Source organism: Nonomuraea roseoviolacea subsp. carminata (genome assembly GCF_024172185.1).
GTDB lineage: Bacteria > Actinomycetota > Actinomycetes > Streptosporangiales > Streptosporangiaceae > Nonomuraea > Nonomuraea roseoviolacea.
This window is the reverse complement of the sequence record NZ_JAMZEC010000001.1, coordinates 4669442-4693530: the sequence shown is the minus strand read 5'-3', so window position 1 is coordinate 4693530 and position 24089 is coordinate 4669442. Positions and strand designations below refer to the sequence as shown.

Genomic DNA, 24089 nt, shown 5'->3' with positions numbered 1-24089 from the left:
GGACTGCGCAGCGGATGACCCGCCTGCCGCGGGCGCCGAGGTCCCCTGGGAGGGGTGCCCGGGATACGGTGACGCTCGCACCACCGGCGTTGACCCGGAGCGAGGTCAGCCCCCGGGAGGGGCCGCAGGCGCGCCGCTCACGGGTTCCGCGGGCGGCTTGCGGTCCTTCCGGGCGGGTTCGGCCGGCGCGCGCGGCAGGGCGGGCGGCTCCTCCTTGAAGAGTTCGGGTATCGCCCGGTAGAGGATGGCGGTGATCGGCACGGCCACGACCGCGCCGGCGATGCCGGCGAGGATCCCGCCGACGGCGAGCACGATGACGATCGCCAGCGGGTGGAAGTGAAGCACTCGGCCCACGATCAGCGGCTGCAGGACATGGTTCTCCAGTTGTTGCTCGATGAGGAGGATGCCGAGGAAGACCAGCGCGTAGATCGGGCCCTTCGCCCCCAGCGTGACGAGCGTCGCCACGGCGCCGGCGAAGAAGATGCCCACGATGGGGATGAAGCTGGCCAGGAAGATCAGCACGGCGAGCGCCGCCCAGAGCGGGACACCCATGACGGCCAGCACGATGCCGATGACGACGCCGTGCACCGCGGCCACGGCCACGGTGCCCTGGACGTAGTGGGAGAGCGTGACCCAGGCGGTCCGGCCGGCTCGGTCGACTCGCGGCGCGGCCTTGCCGAACGCCTGCAGGAACCACGTCCAGATCCGGTCTCCGTCCTTGAGCAGGAAGAACGTGACGAAGAGCAGCAAGACGATCGACGCGAGGACCTCCAGGACCACGACGGTGCCCGCGAGCACCGTCGTGGTGATCTGCTCCTGCCGTTGGGTGACCATGGTGGCGATGTCGTCGACCCACCTGCTGATCTGGTTGGGCTCCAGGTTCAGCGGACCGGTGTAGAGCCAGCCCTCGACCGTCTTGGCCGTCTGCTGCACCTGCTTGACCAGGCCCGGGAACTCGGCGACGGCCCGCACCCCGATGATCCAGCCGGTCCCGCCCAGCAGGGCGAAGGCGATGAGCATGGTGGCCCAGGTGGCGTTGATCGCTCGCAGCCCCGCCGCGCGCAGCCGCCTGGTGAGCGGGAACAGCAGTGCGGTCAGCAGCAACGCGACCGCGACCGGCAGGGCGACGATGCGCATCGTCGCCACGAAGCCCAGCACGTGGTCGGCCACGATGCCGATGAGGATCAGGCACGCGCTCCACGCGGCCATCCTCGCCAGCGTGGTGGGCACAAGCGTCGAGAAACGCTCCCCAGCCGGGTTGTCGCGTTTCAGGTCGGCACCTCTGGTAGTGATGCGCACACATCACCTGCTGCCCCTGGATGAAGGCTTCAGGCGGCCGGGTCCGTACGAATCAGCAGCGAGAAGCTCCTTTTCAGACCAGAGGAGGTAGGATTAAGGCACCGAGGACTTTTCGTGCGTTGGCATTCAGGTCGGCGTCGCCCGCGGCGGTACACCGCTCGGCTCCTTGTGGGGCCCGACAGGCCAGGCAGCCATGACGCCAACCATTCTTTCCCATCTCAAGCCGTTCGGCGCCGTCGCTTCCGCGGTTCCCGTCATCGCCTCCGCCGTCCGGCTCAGCCTCGATCCAGCCCTGGACCGGCGAGCCACCGTGGACGGAGCGTGGTGGCCCTATTCCCGTGACGCCGCCACCGAGATGCCCGGCCTCATCGCAGCCGTCGACCAGCGGCTCGACCGGGTCACCTTGCGGGTCGGCGTGTACCGGGACGCGTGGGACCACATCCCGCGCCGTATCCCGGCCCGAGGGCGCCAGGTCAGGGTCGGCTGGTTCCGCAGCAGTGACCCGCGAGTGATCACCTTGGTCCTCGCCGGTGGCGAGCGGATCGCCTTGCTGGTCATACCGCCGGAGACCTCGAACGCTCAGGCGGAGGCCGTGCTCAGACTCGTCGACCAGGACACCGGCTTCCTCCCGTCCGGCGTTCGCGCCGTCGCCGGCCTTCCCGACGCCCCGGACGGCCACGCCATGGAGGAGGACGGCGCTGCCGGCTGGGAGAACGAGGGTGGGAGCACGACCGGCCTCGCAGCCACCCGCTCCACCGGGGGCACGACCGCTCCGGTGTGACCACGCGCCGCCTGCCGGCTGGATCGAGCGGTGCTGACACCGCCCCTCCGGCGGCTGGCCGCTCTCCGGCCGGCAGGTGCCAGTCTCATTCCTGTCTTCTTCTCCGATCGGGAGATCTCATGACCGTCATCGACATCGCCACGCTCGGCGTGGCCGGCCCGTCGGCTCCGACCACCGTCCGCCTGTCCGGCGACATCGACATCTTCAGCGGCGAGGCGCTCCGCCGGCAGCTGCTGAGCACGCTGCGCTACAGCACGAGCCTGCTCGTTCTCGACCTGTCGGGGGTGACGTTCTGCGACGCCTCCGGACTGTCCGTCCTCGTCGGCGTCCAGCACCGCGCCCAGGAGCGGGGAATCACCCTCGCCCTGACCGCTCCTCGCCCGGGCATGTCGAGGCTCCTGCGCATCACCGGCCTCGACCGAAGCCTGCCGACGGTGGGGTGAGTCGCCGTCCGCTACGACTGACCCGCCTGTTGACCAGGGGGCCGGGCCCGCAGGGTGGACTCGCGGATGACCAGCCGGGGGCCGATCACGACCGGCCGGCCCGGCCGCTCGCCCCGCAGCAGGCGCTCCAGCATGCGCACGGCCGCCTGCCCCGCCTCCTCCAGCGGCAGGTGCAGCACGGTCACCGCCGGCTTCGTCGACTGGAGCAGGATGAAGTCGTCGGCGCTGGCCACGCTGACGTCCTCCGGCACCCGCACGCCCCGGGTGCCGAGACCGTGGAGGAGCCCGAGGACGGTCGCGCTGTTGTAGCCGATGACCGCCGTGACCCCGGCGGCCGCGACCGTCTCCGCGATCTCGATCCCGGCGTCCACCGTGGGCGGGATGGGCCCGGCCACGACGATCTCGGCGCCGCTCTGCTCCGCCCGGGTGCGCAGGGCGGCGATCCGCGGCGCGTCGGCCCACGACCCCGGCGGACCGCTGACGTAGCACAGCCGCCGGTGCCCCATGCCGATGAGGTGGTCGGCGATGGCGGCCACGCCGCTCGGCGTGTCGATCAGCACCGAGGCCAGCCGGCCGACCTTGCGGTCCACCAGGACGAGCGGGATCTCCTTGGCCACCTTGCGCAGGAACGCCTCCTCGCACAGGGACGTCGCCACGATCAGTCCGTCCACCTCGCGGGAGAGCCGCTCGACGATCCGCGTCTCGCGCTCGGCGGACAGCTCGGAGATCATCAGCACGATCTGCCGGTCCTCCTCCTCGGCCGCCTGCTGCATGGCGGCGACGAGCGGGCCGAAGAACGGGTTGGACAGGGTGGGGACGACCAGGCCGACCAGGCCGGTGCGCCCGGTGCTCAGCGCCCGCGCCACCCGGCTGGGCCGGAAGCCCATCTCGTCGGCGATGCGCCGGATGCGCTCGCGGGTGGGCGCGGCGACGAGCGTGGGATGGATGAACGCGCGGGACACGGTGGACTTGGCGACGCCCGCGACCCGCGCGACATCGGAAATACTTACCGATTGTCCCTTTTTATGGTGACCCATTCCATTCGCCCTCGCGCTTTTCTCGGCCCCGGCGCCATTTCTCGTGATTCGGACGTCTGAATGATCGACCGGACGGTGATACCCCGGCAACCGGTAGCACCGGAATGTCAGCCCCTGACCAGCTCCTCCAGCACGTCCACGGCGACGGTCATCGCGTCCTCGTCGACGTCGAAGCGGGGATGGTGGTGCGGGGCCCGGTTGCCCCCGCCCACCAGGACGAACGTCGCCAGGCCGCCTCTCCCCCGCACCTCGCGGGCCCACACGCTCACGTCGTCGCTGGCCGAGAGCGTGTGGTGCCGCCGCACCCGGCCCGGGCCGCACCGGCGCAGGGCCGCCCGCACGACGGCGTCCACCAGCGCGTCGTCGGGGGTCATGGCGCAGGAGCGCCCGGTGCGCACGACCTCGGCCTCCACCTCGTACATGGCCGCCGCGCCCGCCACCGCGACGCGGGCCCGCCGTTCCAGCTCGGCCGCGACGTCCTCGTCGTCCGCCCGCACCTCGCAGGTGAGCTCCGCCTCGGCGGGCACCACGTTGGCCGCCTCGCCGGCGCGCAATGTGCCGACGTTGACCCGGGTCCGCGACCCGGGGAAGGACGGCAGCGCGAGCAGGCGCAGCGTCGCGACCGCCGCGGCGGCCAGCGCGTCACGGCCCAGGTGCGGCGCCGAGCCGGCGTGCGCGGCGACGCCGTGGAACGCGGCGCGCAGCTTCACGGTCGCCAGCAGGCCCAGCGCTCCGCCCACGACGACGCCGGTGGGCAGGTCGTTGCCCAGGTGCAGGCCCACGAGCCGCTCGACGCCCTCGGCCGCGCCCGCCGCGATCATCGCCGCGGCCCCCCGCGCGCCCTCCTCCGCCGGCTGGAACAGCAGCCGGACCCGGCCGGGGAAGCGCCGGTCGGCCAGGCGGTGCGCGAGCGCGACCCCGATCGCCGTGTGGGCGTCGTGGGCGCAGGCGTGCATCGCCCCGTCGGCCGAGCGGAACCCGTGCGCGGCCGGCGGATGGCCGGGCTCGGCCGACTCGGCGACGGGCAGGGCGTCCATGTCGAAGCGCAGGCCCCAGACCGGACCGGGCCGGTGCCCGGCCAGGTCGGCCACGATCGCCGTGCCCTCACGGGCCAGCCGGGCGGCGGCGCCCGGGTCCGCCCCGGCGGCGACGGCCGCAGCGGCGGCGCGTTCGCGGGCGGCCCGGCCGGGGTAGTCGGCGACGACGTCGGCGCGCATCGCCTCGCGCCCGGTCAGCAGCGTGTCGCACACGCCCGCCAGCCGCCGCAGCACCAGGGCGGCGGTCCGGATCTCCAGGAAGGCCGGCTCGGGGTGGGCGTGCAGGTCCCTGCGCAGGGCGACCAGCTCGCGCTCGTTCACGCGCCCGGCCGCCCCACGGCGTCACCGGCCTCCGGTGGCGCCGGGGAGACCACCGCCGGCTCCCACGTACGGTCCGAGACCCGTACCAGGCCGAGATCGGTCAGCTTGATCTGCGGCGAGACCGGCAGCGGCAGCGTGGCCACGCTCATGAGCGCGTTGCGGTGGCGCCAGCCCCACGCGTGCAGCGCCTCCCGCACGCCGCGCACCCCGTCCGCGACCTCCTCCGCGCCCCGGTCCGACATCACCCCGGCCACCGGCAGCCGCAGCCGGGCCGGCTCGCGCCCGGCGAGCTGCACGCACATGCCGCCGTGCGCGCCGATGACCCAGTTCGCCGTGTCGCACATCAGCCGCGCGCCGGTGCCGACGACCGTGATGTTGTGGCTGTCGTGGGCGTAGCTGGTGGCGACCGCGCCCCGGCCCAGCTCGAACCCCGTCACCGGCACCATCGCGCGCCGCCCGCTGCGCCGGTGCCGCTCGTAGACGGCCAGCAGCGCCGTGACGCCCTCCCACTGCACCACCCCGTCCCGTACGGCCAGCGTGACGGTGCCCGGCAGCGTGTAGGTGTCCTCCGGGTTCACCTGGATGCAGCGGAAGACGTACCGGCCGTCGGGCAGGTCCACCCGCCAGGCCAGGTCCGCCTCCGTGAGGGGTGCGAGGTTGACCGACGCCCCGAACGGGTTGGCGGCGGCCGCGCGCGGCGGCGCGTCCGCCGGACCGACCACCTTGCCGCCGCACACCACCGCCACCGGGGTGAAGTCGGTCATGCTCCGCAGCAGCACCAGGTCGGCGCGCTTGCCCGGGGCGACGACCCCGCGGTCGTCCAGCCCGAGCCGGCGGGCCGGGTGGAGGCTGAGGGAGCGCAGCACGGTCAGCGGCGCCATGCCGGCCTCCAGCGCGACGCGCGCGATGTGGTCGAGATGCCCCCTGTCCATGATCACGTCGGCGGCGATGTCGTCGGTCACCAGGCAGAAGTCGGGCAGGACCGGCAGCTCCTGGAGCACGCGCACCAGCTCGGGGCTCAGGCTCTTCTCCTGGAGCATCAGCGTCATGCCGAGGCCCGCCTTCTCCACGGCGACCGCGGCGCTGTTCTTGGTGTGGTCGGAGTCGATGCCGGCCCACAGGTACTCGTTGAGGTCGTCGCCGGACAGGTTGGGGCAGTGGCCGTCGAGCCGGACGCCGGACCGGCGCGCCTCGCGGACGATCCCCATCGTGCGCGGGTCGCCGCCCACCACCCCCCGGTAGTCCATGACCTCGCCGAGCGTGAGCACGTCGTCCCAGGTGAGCATCTCGGCGATGTCCTCGGTGGTGAGGCGGAAACCGGTGGTCTCGAAGCCGTCCAGCGACGGCACGCACGAGGGCACCGCCCACAGCATGGTCTGGGCGGTGGCGCGGCCCTGCTCGATCATCCAGGCCATGCCGGCCCGGCCCACGACGTTCACGATCTCGTGGGGGTCGGCGAGCACGGTCGTGGTGCCCCGGGGCAGCGTGACCCGGGCGAACTCGGCGGGGGCCAGCAGCGAGCTCTCGACGTGCATGTGCGCGTCGACGTAGCCGGGGGCGACGAGCAGCCCGGTCCCGTCGATCACCTGTCCGGCCTCGACGGCGGCGCCGGGACGGGCCAGCGCGCGGACGAACTCACCGGTGATCATCACGTCGGCGGGGCGCGCCTCCCCGGTGTGCACGGAGACGACGCGGGCGCCACGGATGAGAAGGTCGCATCGGTGGGGCAGTGGCATGGTTTCGCACTTTCGGTCACGGCGGGCGCTCTCGCGGCGCCCGCCCTCGCGGACGGGAAGCCGCATGGCGGTGACGCACCGGCCACGGCGGCGGGATCGGCTAGCCGGCGATCTCCCGGGCGAAGCGCCGGCTCCAGGTGGTGAGGTTCCGCATGACGAGGTCGAGGTCCAGCGGGCGGAAGCCCGCCCGGATGGGGTCGGCGGCGGCCTCCCCCGTCACCCTGGCCAGCACCGGGGGCAGCTTCGCGGCGCGGTTGACGGGTTTGTCGTTGAACGACGCCGCCGCCCGTTCCTGCGTCTCGCGCGAGAGGAGGTAGTCGATGAACCGCTCGGCGTCGGCCCGGTGCGCGCTGCCTCTGACCAGCTCGGCCCGGTTGGTGACGATGACGCGGCCGGCGTCCAGCGGCGCCCACGCCACGGGACGGCCCCGCGCGACGAGATCGACGGCGAAGATGTCGAGCGAGGGCGCCATCACGACCTCGCCCCGGTCGAGCAGGCTGGCCAGCTCGGTGCTGCGGTTGTAGAAGGTGAGGACGTCCGGCTTCAGCCGGGCCAGCGCCCGGAACGCCGCGTCGGCGTCGGCCGGCCCGCTGCCGTACGCGCGGGCGAGGGTGGTCAGGAACGGCACCCCGGCGGTGATGGCGAGGTCGGGGACGGCGACCTGCCCCCGGTACGCCGGCTCGCCGAGCCGCTCCAGGCCGGGCGGCGCGGTGAAGCGGTCCGTGCGGTAGGTCATGCCGAGCAGCGCGTACGTGTAGGCGGGGCCGTAGCCGCCGGGGTTGCGGGCGAACGGGTGGGCCTCGGCCAGGTGGGGCAGGCGGGCCTCGTCCACCTTGTCGAACAGTCCTTCCTTCTCGCCCATGGCGGCGTAGAAGTCGGACATCAGCACGACGTCCACGGTGGGGGCGTTCCTGTTGACGCGCAGCTTGCTCAGCCGGTCGGCGTTGGCGCCCGTCTCCACGACCACGTCGACGCCGGTCATCCGCTCGAACGGCTCGACCACGGCCCGCTCGACCCGGTCGGAGGCGTACCCGAAGACGCTGACGACCAGCTTGCCCGGCTCCCGCGCGGCCCCTCCCCCGCAGGCGGCCGCGACCGGCGCGAGCAGGGCCAGGACGATCAGGAGGATCCGGCGCCGGGGAGTCACGTGGGCCGCCCGTCGAGGCCGACCGCCCGGGACAGCGGCACGTAGAGCCGCGCCGGCGCGCCGGGCGCGAGGCCGTCGTCGGGGCTGACGGCGACGAGCGTGCGACCCTCCGCGGTGCGGAAGGTGATCGTGTAGCCGGTGCCGCGGAAGCGGACGTCCGCCACGGTGCCCTCGACGACGTGCGCGTCGCCGGGCGCCTCGTCGCCGGGGCGCAGCACGCCGAGGTGCTCGGGGCGCACCGCGACCGGGCCCTTGCCCGGGAGGTCGAGGACGTTCTCGTAGCCGAGGAAGCCGGCGACCCATCGCGTCGCCGGCGCCCTGAAGACCTCCTGCGGCGCGCCATGCTGCACCACCCGCCCCCTGTCGAGGATCGCGATCTCGTCGGCCAGTTCGAGGGCCTCCTCCTGGTCGTGGGTGACCAGGATCGCGGTCAGGCCCGTCTCGCGCTGGACGCGCCGCAGCTCGCCGCGCATCTGCACGGCCAGCCGGGCGTCCAGGCTGGACAGCGGCTCGTCGAGCAGGAGCACCGCGGGGCGGATCGTCACCGCCCTGGCCAGGGCGACGCGCTGCCGCTGCCCGCCCGACAGCTCGTGCGGGCGGCGGCTCGCCTGGTCGGCCAGCCCCACCAGGTCGAGGGCCTCCCCGACGCGGCGGCGCACGGTCTCGCGGGGCAGGCGGCGCATCCGCAGGCCGAACGCGACGTTGCCGGCGACCGTCAGGTGCGGGAAGAGGGCGTACGACTGGAAGACCATCCCGATGTCGCGGCGCTCGGGAGGCAGCGCGGTGGCGTCCCTGCCGTCGATGAGCACCCGGCCGGCCGCCGGGCGGAGGTGACCGGCGACGACGCGCAGGAGCGTGGTCTTGCCGCAGCCGCTCGGCCCGAGCAGCGCCGTGAGCCGGCCGGGCGGCGCGGTCAGCTCGACGTCGTCGAGGGCGACGACGCCGGGGAACGTGTGGCGCACGCGGTCGAGCCGCACTACGGCCGCCATCGGTCGGCCTCCTGCCGGGCGAAGACGTCGGTGAAGCCCGCGAGCCGCTCGGTGACCAGCATCACCGCCACGGCCAGGACCAGCAGCAGCGTGCAGACCGCGGCGACCAGCGGGTCGAAGGCGAACTCGACGTGGTGCAGCATCGCGACGGGCAGCGTGGTCGTGCCGGGCCCGTTGAGCAGGAGCGACAGCGGCACGTTGTTGAACGAGGTCACCAGCGACAGCACGCAGGCCGCCGCCACGCCCGGGGCGATCACCGGCAGCGTGACGCGCGTGAACGTCGCCCAGCCGCCCGCCCCGAGGCCGCGCGCCGCCTCCTCCAGCGACCGGTCCGCCTGGGCCAGCGACGATCCCGTCACCCGCACGGCGTACGGCAGGAGCAGCACGGTGTGCCCGGCCAGCAGCGCGCCGAACGCGCTCACCCGGAAGGTCACCATGAGGATCTGGAAGAGCGCGTAGCCGAGGACGAGTTCCGGCACGACGACCGGCAGCGTGAACAGCGTGCCGATCGCACCGCGCGACCGGGCGCCGCCGCGGCCCAGGGCCAGCGCCACCGGCAGGCCGAGGGCCAGCGCGAGGACCGTGCCGGCCATCGCCACCAGCAGGCTCGTGCGCAGCGCTTCCAGGAACGGCCCGTACGAGAGGGCCTGGGCGAACCAGCGCAGCGAGAGGCCGCGCGGCGGGAACTCGATCGTGTCGCCCGCCGTGAACGCGACCCCCACGACCAGCAGGATCGGGCCGAGCAGGAACGTCAGCGCGACGGCCGAGAGCGCGCCGACGAGCGGATGGCGGCCGGTCATGACGGGGCCGCCTTCGCCGGCACGCGCGCCGCCAGCGCGCCCGCGGCCAGCACGACGACGGTCATGACGAGGGCCACCGCGGCGGCCGACGACCAGTCGACGGTGACGTTGGCGTAGTCGTAGAGCAGCGTGGCCAGTGTCGGCGTGCGGGTGCCGCCGAGCAGCAGCGGCGTGGTGAACGCGGTGACCGCCCCGGCGAAGACCAGGGTCGCGCCGACGAGCACCCCGGGCAGGGCCAGGGGCAGCGCGACGCGGCGGAACGCGGAGCCGGCGGACGCGCCGAGCCCTCGGGCCGCGGCCTCCAGGTCGGGGTGGACGTGCGCGAACGCCCCGTACGCCGTGATGATCACCAGCGGGGTGAAGAGCTGCGTCAGGCCGATGACCACGGCGGTCTCGGTGTAGAGGAGCTGCGTCGGCCGCTCGGTCAGGCCGAGCCCGGTCAGGGCCCTGCTCAGCAGCCCGGTGCGGCCCAGGATCACCAGCCAGGAGTAGGTGCGCACGACGGTGCTGAGCAGGAGCGGGAAGACGGCCAGCGCGAGCAGCACGGCCCGCCGGCGCGGCGGGCTGCGCGAGATGAGGAACCCGACGGGCAGGCCGAGGAGCAGGCAGAGGGCCGTGACCAGGGCGGCGACGCGCACCGTGCGGGCCGCGGCCCGCCAGATGTGCTCGTCGGCGGCCAGCGCGCCGAGCCGGTCGGCCAGGCCGCCGTCGTCCACGCCCGCGGGGGCGGCCACCAGCGTGACCGCGACCGGGTAGAGGAAGACCAGGGCGAGCACCGCCAGACCGGGCGCGAGCAGCAGGCCGGTGGTCCGTCTTCGCCACAACGCGATCGTCCTCCTTCCCGGACGAGGATGGAGCCGGGGGATGAAACCGGTAGCCGCAACCGGTTCCATCACCCTAGGAACGCCCGGAAAAACGGGTCAACCCGCTCAATTCCGGACACATGGCCGGGGTCGGCATGCTGCCTCACCTGGCGTTCCATCGGTCCACACACGGTGATCACGGCGGCGAAACCGCTGGTCATGGGCTCGGTGAAGACTGCCGGGAAAAACAGAAAGAAACGTCCGTTATCTAACCGTTACCTGGACGTCCATTCTTTGGTCATCTCCGATAAATCATCAGTTAACCTCGGGCGACCTCCGGTAACGATCAATTCCTCTTACGGTGGGTGCACCGCCTGCTACCCCGTCGCTGTTGCCGAGCATTCCGCTCATGTGTTCACGTGTCATCCGGAACAGGGGGAGCCTTCAGCCGCACGCCTGTCCTTTCTCCGGACCATCAAGGTTGACGTCGAATGTCCATTTCGCGGTTATCGAACGACGCCCTGATCGCCGGTCCCCCTCACGTGCTCATGGGGCCGGGCGGGGTCACCGACCTGGCGGGGGCCGTCAGATCGGCGGTGAGCGGAACGGCCCGTCCGCCGCGCGTGCTGCTCGTGGTCGGCGGCGGGTTCGCCCGTCGGCCGTGGCGGGAGCGGGTGCTCGCCGCGCTGCGCCCGGCGGCGGTCCGCGTGGCCGTCCAGCCGGGCATGCCGACACCGGAATGCGTCGCGCGGCTGGCCGGCGAGGCCCGCGCGCACCGCGCCGACGTCGTCGTGGCGGTGGGCGGCGGAAGCGTCATGGACGCGGCCAAGGTCGTGGCGGCCCTGTCCGCTGCGCCCCTGTCCGCTGCGCCCCCGGCCGCGGGGCCTCTGTCCGCGAGGCCTCTGTCCGCGAGGCCTCTGTCCGCCGGGGCGGCGCTCACCTCCGAGCAGGTGGTCCAGGCGTGCGCGGACGGCGTCTCCGGCGCCGGCCTGCCGGTGGTCGCAGTGCCCACCACGCCCGGCACCGGCGCCGAGGCCACCCCGTTCGCCACGATCTGGGACGTCGAGCGGCGCCGCAAGCTCTCCCTGCGCGGCGAGGCCGTCCGGCCCGCCGTCGCCGTCCTCGACCCCGCCCTGCTGGCCGGACTGCCCGGCGACCAGCTCGCCGCGAGCCTGCTCGACACGCTCGCCCAAGGCGTGGAGGCGGCCTGGTCCACCCGGGCGGACGAGCGGTCCGAGGCGCTGGGCGCGGCCGCGTGGGCCGAGCTGGCCACGCTCCTCGACCGGCCGCGCCCGCTCGGCCCCGTCGAACGCCGTGCCGTCCTGCTGGCCGGCCACTACGCCGGACGGGCCATCGCCATCGCGGGGACCACGATCTGCCACGCCCTCTCCTACCCCCTCACCCTGCGCCACGGCGTGCGCCACGGCCACGCGTGCGGGCTCACCCTGGCGCCCGTCCTGCGGCACAACGCGGCCGTCACCGAGGCCGACTGCGCCGACCCGCGCGGGCCGGAGCGGGTGCGCGCGGCCGTCGCCGGCGTGGTCCGCGCCGCGGGCGCGGCCGATCCGGACGACCTGGCCCTCCGGGTGGAGGCGTTCCTCGCCGTGTCGGACCTGCCGCCCGTCACCGGCATCCGCGACGACGCGGACCGGATCGCCGCCGAGGCGCTCGGCTACGACCGCGCCGCGAGCAACCCGCGCCACGTCGACGCCCCGGCCCTGGCGCGGCTCCTCACCACCCTGCCCTGCTCCGATCGACTCCGTGGAGGCGGACATGCGCGTTGACACGTACAAGGTCATGCACTGGATGAACGTGCGGAAGGTGACGGCCGCGCAGGTCGCCGAGGCGTCCGGCGTCGAACCGGAGCGTTTCGCGGCCTCCCTGAGCGGCGCCGGCGACGACGAGTGGCCCGACTCGATGGCCGCCGCCGTCGCACGGACCCTGGTGATCGAGCCGGAGAAGCTGGCCGCCAGCGGCCGGCGCGACCTCACGGTGATCACCCGCACCGCGCGGGAGCTGCACGACACGCGCCGCCCCATCCAGCGGGACGGCATCCACTTCTACAACTACTACACGATGGCCGCGCCGCCGGGCGCGGTCGCGCCGGTCATCCTCGACATCCTGTGCCCCGCCGACCGGGTCCCCGCGCTCAACAACGGGCACATGGAACCGGCCATCACCGTGAACCTCGGCCCCGGCGACATCCACGGCCGCTGGGGCGAGGAGCTGACCGGGGCCACCTGGCAGGTGATGCGCGCCAACCGCGACGACGACACCTGGATCGTCGGCGACTCCTACGTTGAGCCGTCGTTCTGCCCGCACAGCTACTCGCTGGCCTCCGACGCCCCCGCCCGGATCGTGTCCTACACCGGCCACTCCAACCTGGCGTCGCTGGTCGAGGACGTCAACGACTGGGCGGAGCGGCCCGCGCAGGAGCTGGTCGAATGGCTCGGCGAGGGCGGCGAGGACGGCCTGACCCCGTACCGGCTGGCCGTGGAGCTGCTGGCGCGGCGGGGACACACGACCGACTCGGCCGCCGCCGCGCTCGGCATGAGCGCCGGGAAGCTGGCCGCCGCGCTGGAGGAGGGCTCCGACGGCGTGCTGCGCGAGCTGGCCTCGGTGCTCGGCTTCGACCACCGGCTGCTGCTGCGGCCCGAGCGCAGGCACGACAGCGTGGGCAAGACGTACCGGGACGTGGCGGAGTGCCGGCGCGACGCGCGGCGCTTCCGCGGCTACCGGGCCACGTCGCTGGCCTGCGCCCCGCACCTGCCCGACCTCACCGGCCTCTACCTGCGGGTGGACGGCGACGCCGGCGAGGACCTGCGCGAGCTCGCCGAGACGCACTACCTGGTGACCGGCGGCGAGGTGACGCTGCACTGGACCGCCGCCGACGGGAGCGCCGCCTCGGCCCGGCTGGGCGCGGACGGCACCGCGTGGGTCGCGCCGTTCGTGGCGCACCGGTGGACCGGCGACGGCGCGCTGATCAAGCTCGGCTCCGGGCGTCACCTCAGCTACCTCGACCTGTACGAGCTGACCAACACCTACTCCGCCGCCGCCACCCTGCGCCGCGCCCGCCGCGACGGCCGTGGCTGGGGCTACGACTCGTGAGGAGGAACCGCATGCGCGTCGTCTACACCGACGCCGCCTGGTCGCTGGACGACAACGGCCAGGTGGACCCGTCCCGGGCCGTCATCGAGCGCGAGGTGTTCGGCCCGGACGTCGAGCTCGACTTCGGGCTCCACGACGGCCGCTTCCTGCTGGACGGCCCCGAGTTCCACCGGCACGTGCGGGGCGCGTCCGCGCTGGTGATCTACCGCTGCCAGGTCACCCGGGAGCTGCTGGACGCCGTCGGGCCGAGCCTGAAGGTGATCGCCCGCAGCGGCGTCGGCGTGGACAACCTCAACGCTCCGCTGCTCGAACAGGCCGGCATCGCCGGCTTCAACATCCCCGACTACTGCGGCGACGAGGTCAGCACCCACACCCTGGCGCTCCTGCTGGCGCTGGAGCGCAACGTCTGCACCCAGGACCGCCTCGTCAAGGGCGACCGGTGGAGCGTCCACGCGGGCGGCCTGCCGCGCCGGCTGGCCGTCCGCACCGCCGGCATCGTCGGCTTCGGCCGCATCGGCCGGGCCACCGCCCGCAAGCTGCGCGCCTTCTACGACCGGGTCGTCGCCTACGACCCGTACGTGCCGGCCGACCTGATGGCCGCGCACGGCGTGGCCCGCGCGGACGACCTGGCGGAGCTGTTCGGCGCGGCCGACGCCGTCGTGGTCCACGCGGCGCTCACCGCGGAGAGCGACCGGCTGATCGGCGCGGACGCGCTCGCGCACGCCCGGCCGGGGACCCTGCTCGTCAACACCGCCAGGGGCCGCCTGGTGGACGTCGCGGCCGTGCTCGACGGCCTGGAGCGGGGGCGCCTGGGCGGCTTCGCCTCCGACGTGTTCTCCCCCGAGGACCCCAACGACGACCCGGTGGCCCGCAAGCTGCTCGAACGCGACGACGTGGTCGTGTCGGCGCACCGGGCCTTCCTGTCCGCCGAATCCGAACGCAGTGTCCGGCGGCGCGTCGCCCAGGGCGTCGCCGCGGCGCTGCACGACTCCTCCTCCAAGAGAGACCGGACGACATCATGACAATGACCACTTCCCAGAACCGGCGCCCACGGCTGAGCGTGCCGGCGGACAGCCCGGGCGAGCAGCTCCGCGCGCTGCTCGCCCTGCCGGAGCCGACGCTCGTGATGGGCGCCCACGACGGGTTGAGCGCGCGCATCGCCGCCGAGGCCGGTTTCCCCGCGCTGTGGGCCTCGGGCCTGTGCATGTCCACCGCGCTCGGGGTGCGCGACAGCGACGAGGCGTCGTGGACCGATTTGCTGGGCCTGGTCGCCAGGGTGGTGGAGGCGGCCGGCCTGCCCGTTCTGGTGGACGGCGACACCGGTTACGGCAACTTCAACACCGCCCGGCGCTTCGCCACCCAGGCCGAGCGGATCGGCGCCGCGGGCGTCTGCCTGGAGGACAAGGTCTTCCCGAAGATGAACTCGTTCGTGGGCGACGGGCACGTGCTCGCGCCGGTGGACGAGTTCTGCGGGAAGATCGCCGCCTGCCGGGACGCGCTGCGCGACCCAGGCTTCGTGATCGTGGCGCGCACCGAGGCGCTGATCGCGGGCGCCGGGCTGCACGAGGCGCTGCACCGGGCCGAGGCGTACTGCGCGGCCGGGGCCGACGCCATCTTCATCCACTCGCGCAAGCCGACCGTCGCCGAGATCGCCGAGTTCGCCCGCGCGTGGGACGGGCGGCTGCCGCTGCTCATCGCGCCGACCACGTACCACGCGACGCCGCTGGAGGAGTTCGCCCGCCTGGGGCTGTCCGGGGTGATCTGGGCGAACCAGAGCATGCGCGCCGCGGTCGCCGCGATGAAGCACGCCTGCGAGTCGCTGCGCGAGGAGGGGCCGGTCTCGCTGGAGCCGACCATCGCCTCGCTCGACGAGGTGTTCAGCCTGATGCGCTACCAGGACCTCGCCGACGACGAGAAGCGGTACGCCGCTCCCCCGGAGAGCCGGGCATGATCGAGGCTCGCGCCCTGCTGGACGAGCTGGCCTCCCGTGGCGTCGCCGACGTCACGGGGGTGCCGTGCTCGTACCTCACGCCGCTGATCAACCGGGTGGCCTCGGACCCGGGCGTGGGGTACGTGCGCGCCACCCACGAGGGCGAGGCCGTCGCCGTGGCGGCGGGCTGCTGGCTGGCGGGGGCGCCGGCGGCCGTCATCGCCCAGAACTCCGGCCTGGGCAACATGGTCAACCCGCTCACCTCGCTCAACCACCCGAGCCGCATCCCGGTCCCGGTGATCGTCACCTGGCGGGGCGAGCCGGGCCGGCCGGACGAGCCGCAGCACGAGCTGATGGGCGCCATCACGCCGACGCTGCTGGAGGTCATGCGGGTCGGGCACGCCGTGCTGCCGTCCGAGCCGGGCGCGCTCGGCGCCTGCCTGGACGCGGGCTGGGCCGCGATGGAGCGGGAGTCGCTGCCGTACGCCTTCGTGCTGCGCGAGGGCGTCGTCTCGCCCGAGCCGCTGGAGGAGCGCGAGCCGGACGCCCCCGCGATCCCGGAGGTCGTCCGGCACGGCGCGGGCGGGCGGCCCCCGACGCGGACCGAGGCGCTGGAGCACCTGCTCGGCGTCCTGCCCGGCGCGGCCGCGGTGGTCTCGACGACCGGCAAGACGAGCCGCGAGCTGTACACGCTCGCCGACCGGCCGCAGCACTTCTACCTCGTCGGCGCGATGGGCTCGGCCCCCGCGGTGGGGCTGGGCGTGGCCCGGCACACCGACCGGCCGGTGGTGGTCGTGGACGGGGACGGCGCCGCGCTCATGCGGCTCGGCACCCTCGCCACGGTCGCCGCCCATCCCGCTCGGCGGCTGGTCCACGTGCTGCTGGACAACGGCGTGCACGACTCCACGGGCGGCCAGCGCAGTCTCGCCGCCCAGGTGGACTTCCCCGGCGTCGCCGCCGCCTGCGGGTACGCCCGCGTGCACGACTGCGGCGACCTGCCCGGGTTCGTGGACGCGCTCAAGGACGCGCAGGCCGGTGACGGTCCCGCGTTCGTCCGGCTGCGGATCAGGCCGGGCTCCCCGGCCCGGCTCGGCCGGCCGCGCGTCCACCCGTCGGAGGTGGCGCGGCGCTTCCGCGCCTTCGTCACGGGAGGCGACCAGTGAGCGAGAGAACCCGCGCCCCCGTCGGCGTGATCCACGGCCGGTTCCAGCCGCTGCACCTCGGCCACCTGGAGTATCTGCTGGCCGGGGCGGAGCGCTGCGACGTGCTCGTCGTCGGCATCACCAACCCCGACCCCGAGCAGACCGCCTTCGAGGCCACCGACCCGGAGCGGGGCTCGCCCGAGGCCAACCCGTGCACCTTCTACGACCGGTACCTGATGGTCGAGGGGGCGCTGCGCGAGGCGGGCGTCGCCGCGGAGCGGCTGCGGATCGTGCCGTTCCCGCACGGCTTCCCCGAGCGGCTGCGCCACTACGCGCCGGTCGAGGCCACGTACTACCTGACCGTCTACGACGAGTGGGGCGAGACCAAGGTGGCCAGGTTCGGCGCCCTCGGGCTGCGGACCGAGGTCATGTGGCGGCGCGCGGACAAGCCGATCAGCGGGAGCCGGGTCAGGCGGGCCATCGCGGACGGCGGCGACTGGCGCTCCCTGGTGCCGCCCGCGGTCGCCGCGGTGATCGAGGAGAGGAGGCTCGATGAGCGCATCCGGGAAGCTCTATCTGATCGCGCTGTGCGGGGGAGCTGACCGGCCGAGCGAGGCGCTGGGCGGGCGCACGCCGTTCGAGGCCGCGCCCACCCCCCACCTGGACCGGCTGGCCACCGAGGGCCGCAACGGGCTGCTGGAGGTCATCGCCGACGGCGTGCCGCCGGAGTCCGACTCCGGCGCGATGGCGCTGCTCGGGTACGACCCGGCCGTCTACTACACCGGGCGCGGCCCGCTGGAGGGATACGGCAACCGCTACTGGGACCCCGACGGGCACTCCGTGGCGTTCCGCATCAACTTCGCCAGCCTGAACGAGGAGACGGGCCGCCTCGACCGGCGCACGTCCCGCGACCTGACCGACGAGGAGATGGAGCTGCTCGTCGCGGAGATCCTGGAGCAGGTGCGGCCCGCCCCGGACATCGGCGTGCACCTCACCGGGTGGGGCCGGCACCGCGGCATCCTCGCCTTCAGCAGCAGGAACAGGCGGCTGTCGGGCGAGGTGTCCAACACCGACCCCGGGTTCGTCAAGGAGGGGGCGTTCGGCGTGCCGGTCGCCGACCATCCCGACCGGCCGCTGCCCGCCCGGGCGCTGGTGGACGACCCGGCCGCGCACCTGGTCGCCGAGCTGGTCAACTCCTTCGTCGCGGCGAGCGCGCGGGTCCTGCGGGCCAGCGAGGTCAACCGGCGGCGCGCCGCGGCCGGCCGCAAGCCGGCCAACGTGCTGCTGGTCCGCGACGGCGGGCACCGGCTGCCCGACCTGCCGCCGGTCAGGGGCCGGGTCTCCATGTACGGCCAGGTGCCGGCCGAGCGGGGCCTGGCCCGGCTCATCGGGGCCGAGTTCACCACGGCCAAGCCCGCGCCCGGCCAGCCCGAGCCCGACTTCTACGCCCGGCTGCTGCCCAGGCTGCTCGCCGACCCGGCCGACGTGGTGTTCGCGCACATCAAGGGGCCGGACGAGCCGGGCCACGACAACCAGCCCGAGGAGAAGACCCGCGCCGTCGCCGACATCGACGCCCACCTCGCGGGGCCGCTGCGGGCGGCGATCGGGCCGTCCGACACCCTCGTCGTCACCTGCGACCACGCCACCCCGTGCGAGGCCGGCATCCACACCGACGACAAGGTGCCGCTCGCGGTGGCCGGGCCCGGGATCACGCCCGACGGGGTCACGTCGTTCGGCGAGGCCGCGGCGGCCCGCGGCGACCTGCCGATCAAGCGCGCCAGCGAGCTGATGCCGTGGCTGCGGAGCCTGCGGGGCCCGGCATGACCCGAGCCATGAGCGCCGTGACCGGGCTGCGGCTGCGCGGCATCCTCGACTCGCGCGGCCGGCCCACCGTGGAGGCCGACGTGCGCGCCGGGGACGCGTGGGGGCGCGGCTCCTGCCCGGTGGCCATCGCGCCGGGTCGCCTGGAACGCCGCCGGGGGCTGCGCACCGGCGAGCTGGGCGACCTCGGGGACGGGCCGGTCGTCCGCCTGCTCCGCGACGGGCTGACCGGCGTCCCGCTGACCGGGCAGGGCGACCTCGACCGGCGGCTGCGCGAGCTGGACGACCGGCACGGGCTCGGCGCCGACGTCACGCTGGCGGTGTCGCTGGCCCACGCCAGGGCGCTGGCCGCCGGGTCCGGGGTGTCGCTGCGCGGGTGGATGTCCGGGCTGTTCCCGCACCCGCCGCGCATGCCGCGGCTGCTGGTGAACGCCTTCTCCGGCGGCATCCACCACGACGGGGCGCCCGACTCGTTCCAGCAGATCATGGCCGTCCCGGACACCGGGACCCTGACCGGCGACGTGCGGGCCGCCCTGGAGATCTACGGCGCGCTGGAGCGGCGGCTGTCCGACGCGGGACCTTCCGGCGCGGACGGGCGGCGGCGTTCCGGCGGCGGCGCGGTGGCGATCTCGGCCTCCAGCGGCCTGCTGGCCCCCGGCTGGAGCTGCGCGCGTCGGCTGGAGGAGCTGCGCGCGGCGTGCGAGGGGCACCGGGCCGGCCTGGGCGCGGACGTGGCGGCCGAGCACCTGCTCGCGGGCCCCGGCCGATACCGGTACGAGGGCCGCGAGCACGCCTCGGCCGCCTTCGCGGCGCTCCTGCTCGACCTGGCCGTCACCCACGGCATCGCGTACCTGGAGGACCCGTTCGACCCCGCCGACACCGGGACCTGGCGGGCGTTCCTGCCCGCGGCGCGGGAGGCGGGGGTGACCGTGGTCGGCGACGACCTGTTCGCCTCCGACGCCGGCCGGGTCGTGCCCGGGCTGGCCGACGCGGTCCTGCTCAAGCCGAGCCAGGCCGGGACGGTCACCGCCACGCTGGAGGCCGCCGCGGCCGCCCGCGCGCTCGGCCTGCGCCTGGTCGTGTCGCACCGCTCCGGCGAGACCGAGGACACCGCCATGTGCGACCTCGCGGTGGCGGTCGGCGCGGAGTGGATCAAGATCGGCGGCCCCCGCAGGGGTGACCGCATCGCCAAGTACAACCAGCTCATCCGGCTGGCCGAGACCCTCACGGACGATCCCGTTCAGGAAGCCACCGATCCCGTTCAGGAAGCCACCGATCCCGTTCAGGAAACCACCCACGAAGGAGCAGCGGCATGTCACGCGCCAAGCAGTTCAAGGACCTGATGCTCGCCCCCGAGATCCTGGTCGTGCCCAGCGCCTACGACGCCCTGAGCGCCAAGGTGATCGAGCAGGCCGGCTTCCCCGCCGTCCACATGACCGGCTCGGGCACCTCCGCCTCCATGCTGGGCATGCCCGACCTCGGGTTCACCACCATCACCGAGATGGCGTGGAACGCCAAGAACATCTGCCTGGCGGTCGACCTGCCGGTGATCATGGACATCGACGCCGGGTACGGCAACGCGATGAACACCTGGCGGTGCGTGCGCGAGTTCGAGCGGGCCGGCATCGTCGGCGGACACCTGGAGGACCAGGTCGTGCCCAAGCGCTGCGGGCACCTGGAGGGCAAGCGGCTCATCTCGACCCGCGAGATGGTCGGCAAGATCGAGGCGGCCGTCGAGGCGCGCACCGACCCCGACTGGGTGCTCATCGCGCGGACCGACGCCCGCGAGAAGCTCGGTCTGGACGAGGCGATCCGCAGGTCGAAGGAGTACGTCCAGGCCGGCGCCGACTGCATCTTCCTGGAGGCCATGCTCAACGCCGACGAGATGAAGCGGGTCCGGGACGAGATCGACGCGCCGCTGCTGGCCAACATGGTCGAGGGCGGCAAGACCCCGTGGATGACCACGCAGGAGCTGGAGGCCCTCGGCTACAACCTCGCCATCTACCCGCTGTCCGGCTGGTACGCCGCCACCGCGATCCTGCGCAAGGTCTTCGCCGCGCTCCGCGACGAGGGCACCACCCAGGACTTCTGGAAGCGGGCCGACCTCCAGATGACCTTCGACGAGCTGTTCGAGGTGTTCGGCTACTCCAAGATCTCCGAGCTGGAGGCGCGCTTCGTGGTCAAGGAGGACGACGGCCGTGTTTCGTGACGGCGCCCTCCGGCCCGCGGACCGGCGGATCGAGGTGCGCAGCCCCTGGGACGGCGAGACGGTCGGCACCGTGCCCGCCGACACGCCCCGGGAGCTGGACGACGCGATCCGCCGCGTCCGGGCGGCCTGGCGGCCGATGCCGCCAGGGGACCGGTCGGCGGTGCTGCGCCGCGCCGCCGCGCTGCTCGCGGACCGCGCCGCCGAGACCGCCACGCTGATCACCCGCGAGTCGGGCGTGTGCGTGGCCGAGACCCGCAAGGAGGTCGAACGGGCCGCCGCCAACCTGACCGTGGCGGCCGAGGAGGCGGAGCGGCTGCGCGGGGAGAGCATCCCCCTGCCCGCGCGGGACCGGCTGGCGGTGACCCTGCTCGAACCCGCCGGGATCGTCGCGGCGCTCACCCCGTTCAACCGGCCGCTGAACCAGGTCGTCGTCAAGGTGGCGCCGGCCGTGGCGGCCGGCTGCGCGGTCGTGCTCAAGCCGTCGGAGCGGACGCCGCTGACGGCCCTGGCCTTCGCCGCCCTGCTGGTCGAGGCCGGGCTGCCGCCCGAGCTGCTGGTGGTGACGACGGGGGCGCCGGGCGAGATCGGCCCGGCGCTGGCCGGTCACCCCGAGGTGGACATGGTGACGTTCACCGGCTCGGTGCGCACGGGGCGGGCCGTGGCGGCGGCCGCGGCGGGCCGGAAGCTGCTGCTGGAGCTGGGCGGCAACGACCCGCTGATCGTGCTGCCGGACGCCGACCTCGACCTGGCGGCGCGGCTCGCGGCCGACGGCGCCTTCGCCACGGCCGGCCAGTCGTGCCGCGGCGTCAAACGGGTGATCGCGGTCGGCGAGATCGCCGACCCGCTGGTGTCGCGGCTGGCGCAGGCCGCCCGGGACCGGCGGACCGGCGACCCGCTCGACCCGGCCACCCAGGTCGGGCCGCTCATCAGCGAGGAGGCGGCGGCCGAGGTCGAGCGGCGCCTCCACGACGCGGTCGCCGCGGGCGCCAAGCCGCTGTGCGGCGGTGAGCGGAAGGGCGCGCTGCTCACGCCGGCCGTCCTCGACCACGTGCCGCCCGGCGTGGAGCTGGTGGTGGAGGAGACCTTCGGCCCCGTCGCCCCGGTGATCCGGGTCGGCGACGTGGACGAGGCGATCGCGGTGGCCAACGGCACCGCGTACGGGCTGCAGTCCGGCGTGGTGACCTCGGACGTGACGGCCTTCATGCGGATCGCGGCGGGCCTGCGCGTCGGGGCCGTCAACCTGAACGCGGGGCCGCAGTTCGACTCGCCGCATATCCCGTTCGGCGGCGTCAAGGCGAGCGGGCTCGGCCGGGAGGGCGTCCGCTACGCCATCAGGGAGATGAGCGTGACGAAGACCGTCACGCTCCCCCTCCCCTGACACCCGGTCGCCCACCGGGCCGGCGGGTCAGCCCTGACCCGCCGGCCCGGCCAGCTCCACGATGGCCGCCGCGGCGTCGTACGTGATCAACTGCACGCCCATGCCGCCGCACCCGCACCGGACGTAGATGACCCGTCCGAGCGAGGTCGAATGGCCGGACAGGATCTCCTGCTCCGCCGCCGAGCCGCAGACTTCGCACGCCTTCAGGTCCATGACCCCACCTTCGCAGAAGGGCGTAATGTCATTCCCGCTGTATTTAGATTACGATGGATTCATGGCGAGAACCAGCCCCACCGAGGTGACCGGCTACCGCAACGACGGCGTGGGCACGGCCGTGGCCCTGGTCAACGCGGTCACGGCCGACGCCGGTGACCCCTCCCCCGAGGCCCTGGGCGCGCTGCTGGCCTCGTACAACTTCAAGGTCGACGGCCCCGTGAGCGACGACGAGGCCGAGGCCCTGCGCCGGTGGGCGCGGCGGCTGCGGCCCGTCTTCGCCGAGACCGACGAGGCGCGGGCCATCGACCTGCTCAACGGCGTGATGGCCGAGGTGCCCATGCACCCGCACGTCTCCGACCACGGCGAGGGCCCCCACCTGCACTACGGCCCGCCCGGCGCCGTGCTCGTCGACCGTGTCCGGGCCAACACCGCGGTCGGGCTGGCGTTCGTCATCTGCGACCACGGCGCCTCCCGGCTCGGCGTCTGCCTCGACGCCGCGTGCGAGCGCGTCTACGCCGACGTCTCGCGCGGCCCGCGCCGCCGCTACTGCTCCAAGACCTGCCTCAACCGCAACACGGTCGCCGCCTACCGGGCACGCCGGGCGTCGGCCCCCGCCTGACCCGCAAACGCCGCCGTCCACGCAGGACGCCTCGCCGTAGAAGGGACCGGTCCCGTGACCCGTCCGGACGCCCGCCGCAACCTGCTCATCCTCGCGGGGACACTGCTGCTGCTGAAGTCGACCTGGTTCTCCGCGACCGCGGTGATCCCGCAGGTGCGGCAGGAGTGGCACCTCACGCCCGACCTCGCGGCCTGGCTCACCATCTCCGTGCAGTGGGGGTTCGTGGCGGGGGCCGTGCTGTCGGCGGTGTTCGTCGTGTCCGACGCGCTGTCGCCGATCCGGCTGATCTTCCTGAGCTCGATCGGCGCCGCCGTCGCCAACCTGGCGCTGCTGCTGACCCACGACGCGCTCACCGGCAGCCTGGCCCGCTTCGCCACCGGCCTGTTCATCGCCGGCGTCTACCCGCCGTCGCTGAAGCTCATCTCCACCTGGTACCGCGACGGCCGCGGGGCGGCCATGGGGCTGCTGGTCGGGGCGCTGACCGTGAGCTCCGGCGTCCCGCACCTGATCAACGGGCTCGGCGGGCTGAACTGGCGCACCGTCATCGTGGCCACCTCGGTGCTCACCCTGGCCGGCGGGCTGGTCACGCTGACCGTGGTCAAGGAGGGGCCGTACCCGTTCCCCGCCGCGGTGCTCGACCCGCGCCAGGCCCGGCGCATCCTGCGCGACCGCGGCACCCGGCTGGCCATGATCGGCTACCTGTGCCACATGTGGGAGCTGTACGCCATGTGGACGTGGTTCCTGCTGTTCTTCTCGGCGGCGCTGCGCCTCCACGGCATGGAGGGCTCGCTGCTCGGGGTGTACGTCACCTTCGCCGTCTTCGTCATCGGCGGCGTGGCCAACTACACCGGCGGGGTGCTCGGCGACCGCTTCGGACGCGAGCGCACCGCGATCGTCATGATGGGCGCCTCGGCCGCCTGCGCCGCGTTCATCGGGCTGCTCATGGGGGCGCCCCTCTGGCTGCTCATACTGGTCAGCCTGGTGTGGGGGTACGCGGTCGTGGGCGACTCGGTGCAGTTCTCGGCGCTGGTCACGGAGCTGGCCGACCAGAGCTACGTGGGCACGGCGCTGACCCTGCAGATGGCGTTCGGGTTCCTGCTGACCGGGGCGACGATCTGGCTGGTGCCCGCCGCCGAGCAGGCCGTGGGGTGGACCTGGGCGTTCGCGGTGCTCGCGGTGGGGCCGCTGGCGGGCATCTTCGCGATGCTCCGCCTGCTGCGCGTACGCGCCGAGCGCGTCCCGGCCGCGGCGGGAGCGGCCGGGACGTCCTGAT

23 protein-coding genes are annotated in these 24089 nt (G+C 74.1%); 14 read left to right on the top strand and 9 right to left on the bottom strand.

Annotation, left to right across the window (positions count from 1 at the left end; all coding sequences use genetic code 11):
• Positions 1-105: 105 nt before the first annotated feature.
• Complete coding sequence (locus HD595_RS21935) at positions 106-1209, bottom strand: AI-2E family transporter (RefSeq protein WP_253771870.1); 1104 nt, start codon at positions 1207-1209, stop codon at positions 106-108.
• 283 nt (positions 1210-1492) lie between these two features.
• On the opposite strand from HD595_RS21935, the gene HD595_RS21930 reads away from it, so the two are divergent.
• Positions 1493-2080 carry a DUF5994 family protein gene (locus HD595_RS21930; protein ID WP_253771868.1) on the top strand — a complete coding sequence of 196 codons (588 nt, stop codon included), beginning with the start codon at positions 1493-1495 and terminating at the stop codon, positions 2078-2080.
• 119 nt (positions 2081-2199) lie between these two features.
• Positions 2200-2523 carry an STAS domain-containing protein gene (locus HD595_RS21925; protein ID WP_253771866.1) on the top strand — a complete coding sequence of 108 codons (324 nt, stop codon included), beginning with the start codon at positions 2200-2202 and terminating at the stop codon, positions 2521-2523.
• Positions 2524-2534: 11 nt separating this feature from the next.
• Here HD595_RS21925 and HD595_RS21920 read toward each other — a convergent pair whose 3' ends face one another.
• From HD595_RS21920 to HD595_RS21890, 7 genes are all read right to left on the bottom strand, one after another.
• The gene (locus HD595_RS21920; protein WP_253771864.1) at positions 2535-3560 is read right to left on the bottom strand and encodes a LacI family DNA-binding transcriptional regulator; all 1026 of its coding nucleotides are present in this window, start codon (positions 3558-3560) and stop codon (positions 2535-2537) included.
• A 107-nt stretch (positions 3561-3667) separates the two neighbouring features.
• The gene (locus HD595_RS21915) at positions 3668-4918 is read right to left on the bottom strand and encodes an amidohydrolase (RefSeq protein WP_253771862.1); all 1251 of its coding nucleotides are present in this window, start codon (positions 4916-4918) and stop codon (positions 3668-3670) included.
• A complete protein-coding gene (locus tag HD595_RS21910; protein WP_253771860.1) occupies positions 4915-6654 on the bottom strand; it encodes an adenine deaminase in 1740 nt (579 codons plus the stop codon). The genes HD595_RS21915 and HD595_RS21910 overlap by 4 nt, the downstream gene beginning before the upstream one ends.
• Positions 6655-6754: 100 nt before the next feature.
• Positions 6755-7801, bottom strand: a complete 1047-nt coding sequence (locus HD595_RS21905) for an ABC transporter substrate-binding protein (RefSeq protein ID WP_253771851.1) — start codon at positions 7799-7801, stop codon at positions 6755-6757.
• Positions 7798-8790 (bottom strand): ABC transporter ATP-binding protein, encoded by a 993-nt coding sequence (locus HD595_RS21900; protein ID WP_253771849.1) that lies wholly within the window; start codon positions 8788-8790, stop codon positions 7798-7800. The genes HD595_RS21905 and HD595_RS21900 overlap by 4 nt, the downstream gene beginning before the upstream one ends.
• Positions 8778-9590, bottom strand: a complete 813-nt coding sequence (locus tag HD595_RS21895) for an ABC transporter permease (protein WP_253771848.1) — start codon at positions 9588-9590, stop codon at positions 8778-8780. The genes HD595_RS21900 and HD595_RS21895 overlap by 13 nt, the downstream gene beginning before the upstream one ends.
• Positions 9587-10414, bottom strand: a complete 828-nt coding sequence (locus HD595_RS21890) for an ABC transporter permease (protein WP_253771846.1) — start codon at positions 10412-10414, stop codon at positions 9587-9589. The genes HD595_RS21895 and HD595_RS21890 overlap by 4 nt, the downstream gene beginning before the upstream one ends.
• A gap of 470 nt (positions 10415-10884) precedes the next feature.
• Here HD595_RS21890 and HD595_RS21885 point away from each other — a divergent pair, with 470 nt between their 5' ends.
• The 10 genes from HD595_RS21885 to HD595_RS21840 are packed head-to-tail and all read left to right on the top strand — an operon-like array spanning position 10885 to position 21981.
• Positions 10885-12177 (top strand): iron-containing alcohol dehydrogenase, encoded by a 1293-nt coding sequence (locus HD595_RS21885; protein ID WP_253771844.1) that lies wholly within the window; start codon positions 10885-10887, stop codon positions 12175-12177.
• On the top strand, positions 12167-13501 hold the full coding sequence (locus tag HD595_RS21880; RefSeq protein ID WP_253771842.1) for a cupin domain-containing protein: 1335 nt from the start codon (positions 12167-12169) through the stop codon (positions 13499-13501). Before HD595_RS21885 ends, HD595_RS21880 begins: the two co-directional genes overlap by 11 nt.
• Positions 13502-13512: 11 nt before the next feature.
• Positions 13513-14523, top strand: coding sequence for an NAD(P)-dependent oxidoreductase (locus HD595_RS21875; protein WP_253771840.1), 1011 nt, complete (start codon positions 13513-13515; stop codon positions 14521-14523).
• A 2-nt stretch (positions 14524-14525) separates the two neighbouring features.
• Positions 14526-15452, top strand: coding sequence for a phosphoenolpyruvate mutase (gene aepX / locus HD595_RS21870; protein ID WP_253771838.1), 927 nt, complete (start codon positions 14526-14528; stop codon positions 15450-15452).
• Complete coding sequence (aepY, locus tag HD595_RS21865) at positions 15449-16594, top strand: phosphonopyruvate decarboxylase (protein ID WP_253771836.1); 1146 nt, start codon at positions 15449-15451, stop codon at positions 16592-16594. The genes aepX and aepY overlap by 4 nt, the downstream gene beginning before the upstream one ends.
• The gene (locus HD595_RS21860) at positions 16591-17175 is read left to right on the top strand and encodes an adenylyltransferase/cytidyltransferase family protein (protein WP_253771834.1); all 585 of its coding nucleotides are present in this window, start codon (positions 16591-16593) and stop codon (positions 17173-17175) included. Before aepY ends, HD595_RS21860 begins: the two co-directional genes overlap by 4 nt.
• Positions 17126-18397, top strand: coding sequence for a CMP-5'-phosphonoformate--3-phosphoglycerate phosphonoformyl transferase (locus tag HD595_RS21855; protein WP_253771832.1), 1272 nt, complete (start codon positions 17126-17128; stop codon positions 18395-18397). Before HD595_RS21860 ends, HD595_RS21855 begins: the two co-directional genes overlap by 50 nt.
• Before the next feature lie 8 nt (positions 18398-18405).
• Entirely contained in the window at positions 18406-19737 is a 1332-nt protein-coding gene (locus HD595_RS21850) for an enolase-like domain-containing protein (RefSeq protein WP_253771830.1), read from the top strand.
• Positions 19707-20603 (top strand): carboxyvinyl-carboxyphosphonate phosphorylmutase, encoded by an 897-nt coding sequence (bcpA, locus tag HD595_RS21845; RefSeq protein ID WP_175592891.1) that lies wholly within the window; start codon positions 19707-19709, stop codon positions 20601-20603. Before HD595_RS21850 ends, bcpA begins: the two co-directional genes overlap by 31 nt.
• Positions 20593-21981: an aldehyde dehydrogenase family protein gene (locus tag HD595_RS21840; protein WP_253771828.1), complete on the top strand. Its 1389-nt coding sequence runs from the start codon at positions 20593-20595 to the stop codon at positions 21979-21981. Before bcpA ends, HD595_RS21840 begins: the two co-directional genes overlap by 11 nt.
• A 27-nt stretch (positions 21982-22008) precedes the next feature.
• Here the strand turns inward: HD595_RS21840 and HD595_RS21835 are convergent, their stop codons facing one another.
• A complete protein-coding gene (locus HD595_RS21835; RefSeq protein ID WP_253771827.1) occupies positions 22009-22194 on the bottom strand; it encodes a hypothetical protein in 186 nt (61 codons plus the stop codon).
• A gap of 61 nt (positions 22195-22255) precedes the next feature.
• Here HD595_RS21835 and HD595_RS21830 point away from each other — a divergent pair, with 61 nt between their 5' ends.
• Both HD595_RS21830 and HD595_RS21825 read left to right on the top strand, forming a co-directional pair.
• Positions 22256-22816, top strand: a complete 561-nt coding sequence (locus HD595_RS21830; protein WP_253771825.1) for a CGNR zinc finger domain-containing protein — start codon at positions 22256-22258, stop codon at positions 22814-22816.
• A gap of 54 nt (positions 22817-22870) precedes the next feature.
• Positions 22871-24088 carry an MFS transporter gene (locus HD595_RS21825; protein ID WP_253771823.1) on the top strand — a complete coding sequence of 406 codons (1218 nt, stop codon included), beginning with the start codon at positions 22871-22873 and terminating at the stop codon, positions 24086-24088.
• Position 24089 lies beyond the last annotated feature (1 nt).

What these genes read in the sequence shown, in the direction of transcription:
- HD595_RS21935 (WP_253771870.1), bottom strand. Translation starts at nt 1,209, where the DNA reads ATGGCCGCGTGGAGCGCGTGCCTGATCCTCATCGGCATCGTGGCCGAC.
- HD595_RS21930 (WP_253771868.1), top strand. Translation starts at nt 1,493, where the DNA reads ATGACGCCAACCATTCTTTCCCATCTCAAGCCGTTCGGCGCCGTCGCT.
- HD595_RS21925 (WP_253771866.1), top strand. Translation starts at nt 2,200, where the DNA reads ATGACCGTCATCGACATCGCCACGCTCGGCGTGGCCGGCCCGTCGGCT.
- HD595_RS21920 (WP_253771864.1), bottom strand. Translation starts at nt 3,560, where the DNA reads ATGGGTCACCATAAAAAGGGACAATCGGTAAGTATTTCCGATGTCGCG.
- HD595_RS21910 (WP_253771860.1), bottom strand. Translation starts at nt 6,654, where the DNA reads ATGCCACTGCCCCACCGATGCGACCTTCTCATCCGTGGCGCCCGCGTC.
- HD595_RS21900 (WP_253771849.1), bottom strand. Translation starts at nt 8,790, where the DNA reads ATGGCGGCCGTAGTGCGGCTCGACCGCGTGCGCCACACGTTCCCCGGC.
- HD595_RS21895 (WP_253771848.1), bottom strand. Translation starts at nt 9,590, where the DNA reads ATGACCGGCCGCCATCCGCTCGTCGGCGCGCTCTCGGCCGTCGCGCTG.
- HD595_RS21885 (WP_253771844.1), top strand. Translation starts at nt 10,885, where the DNA reads ATGTCCATTTCGCGGTTATCGAACGACGCCCTGATCGCCGGTCCCCCT.
- HD595_RS21880 (WP_253771842.1), top strand. Translation starts at nt 12,167, where the DNA reads ATGCGCGTTGACACGTACAAGGTCATGCACTGGATGAACGTGCGGAAG.
- HD595_RS21875 (WP_253771840.1), top strand. Translation starts at nt 13,513, where the DNA reads ATGCGCGTCGTCTACACCGACGCCGCCTGGTCGCTGGACGACAACGGC.
- aepX (WP_253771838.1), top strand. Translation starts at nt 14,526, where the DNA reads ATGACCACTTCCCAGAACCGGCGCCCACGGCTGAGCGTGCCGGCGGAC.
- aepY (WP_253771836.1), top strand. Translation starts at nt 15,449, where the DNA reads ATGATCGAGGCTCGCGCCCTGCTGGACGAGCTGGCCTCCCGTGGCGTC.
- HD595_RS21855 (WP_253771832.1), top strand. Translation starts at nt 17,126, where the DNA reads ATGAGCGCATCCGGGAAGCTCTATCTGATCGCGCTGTGCGGGGGAGCT.
- HD595_RS21850 (WP_253771830.1), top strand. Translation starts at nt 18,406, where the DNA reads ATGAGCGCCGTGACCGGGCTGCGGCTGCGCGGCATCCTCGACTCGCGC.
- bcpA (WP_175592891.1), top strand. Translation starts at nt 19,707, where the DNA reads ATGTCACGCGCCAAGCAGTTCAAGGACCTGATGCTCGCCCCCGAGATC.
- HD595_RS21835 (WP_253771827.1), bottom strand. Translation starts at nt 22,194, where the DNA reads ATGGACCTGAAGGCGTGCGAAGTCTGCGGCTCGGCGGCGGAGCAGGAG.
- HD595_RS21830 (WP_253771825.1), top strand. Translation starts at nt 22,256, where the DNA reads ATGGCGAGAACCAGCCCCACCGAGGTGACCGGCTACCGCAACGACGGC.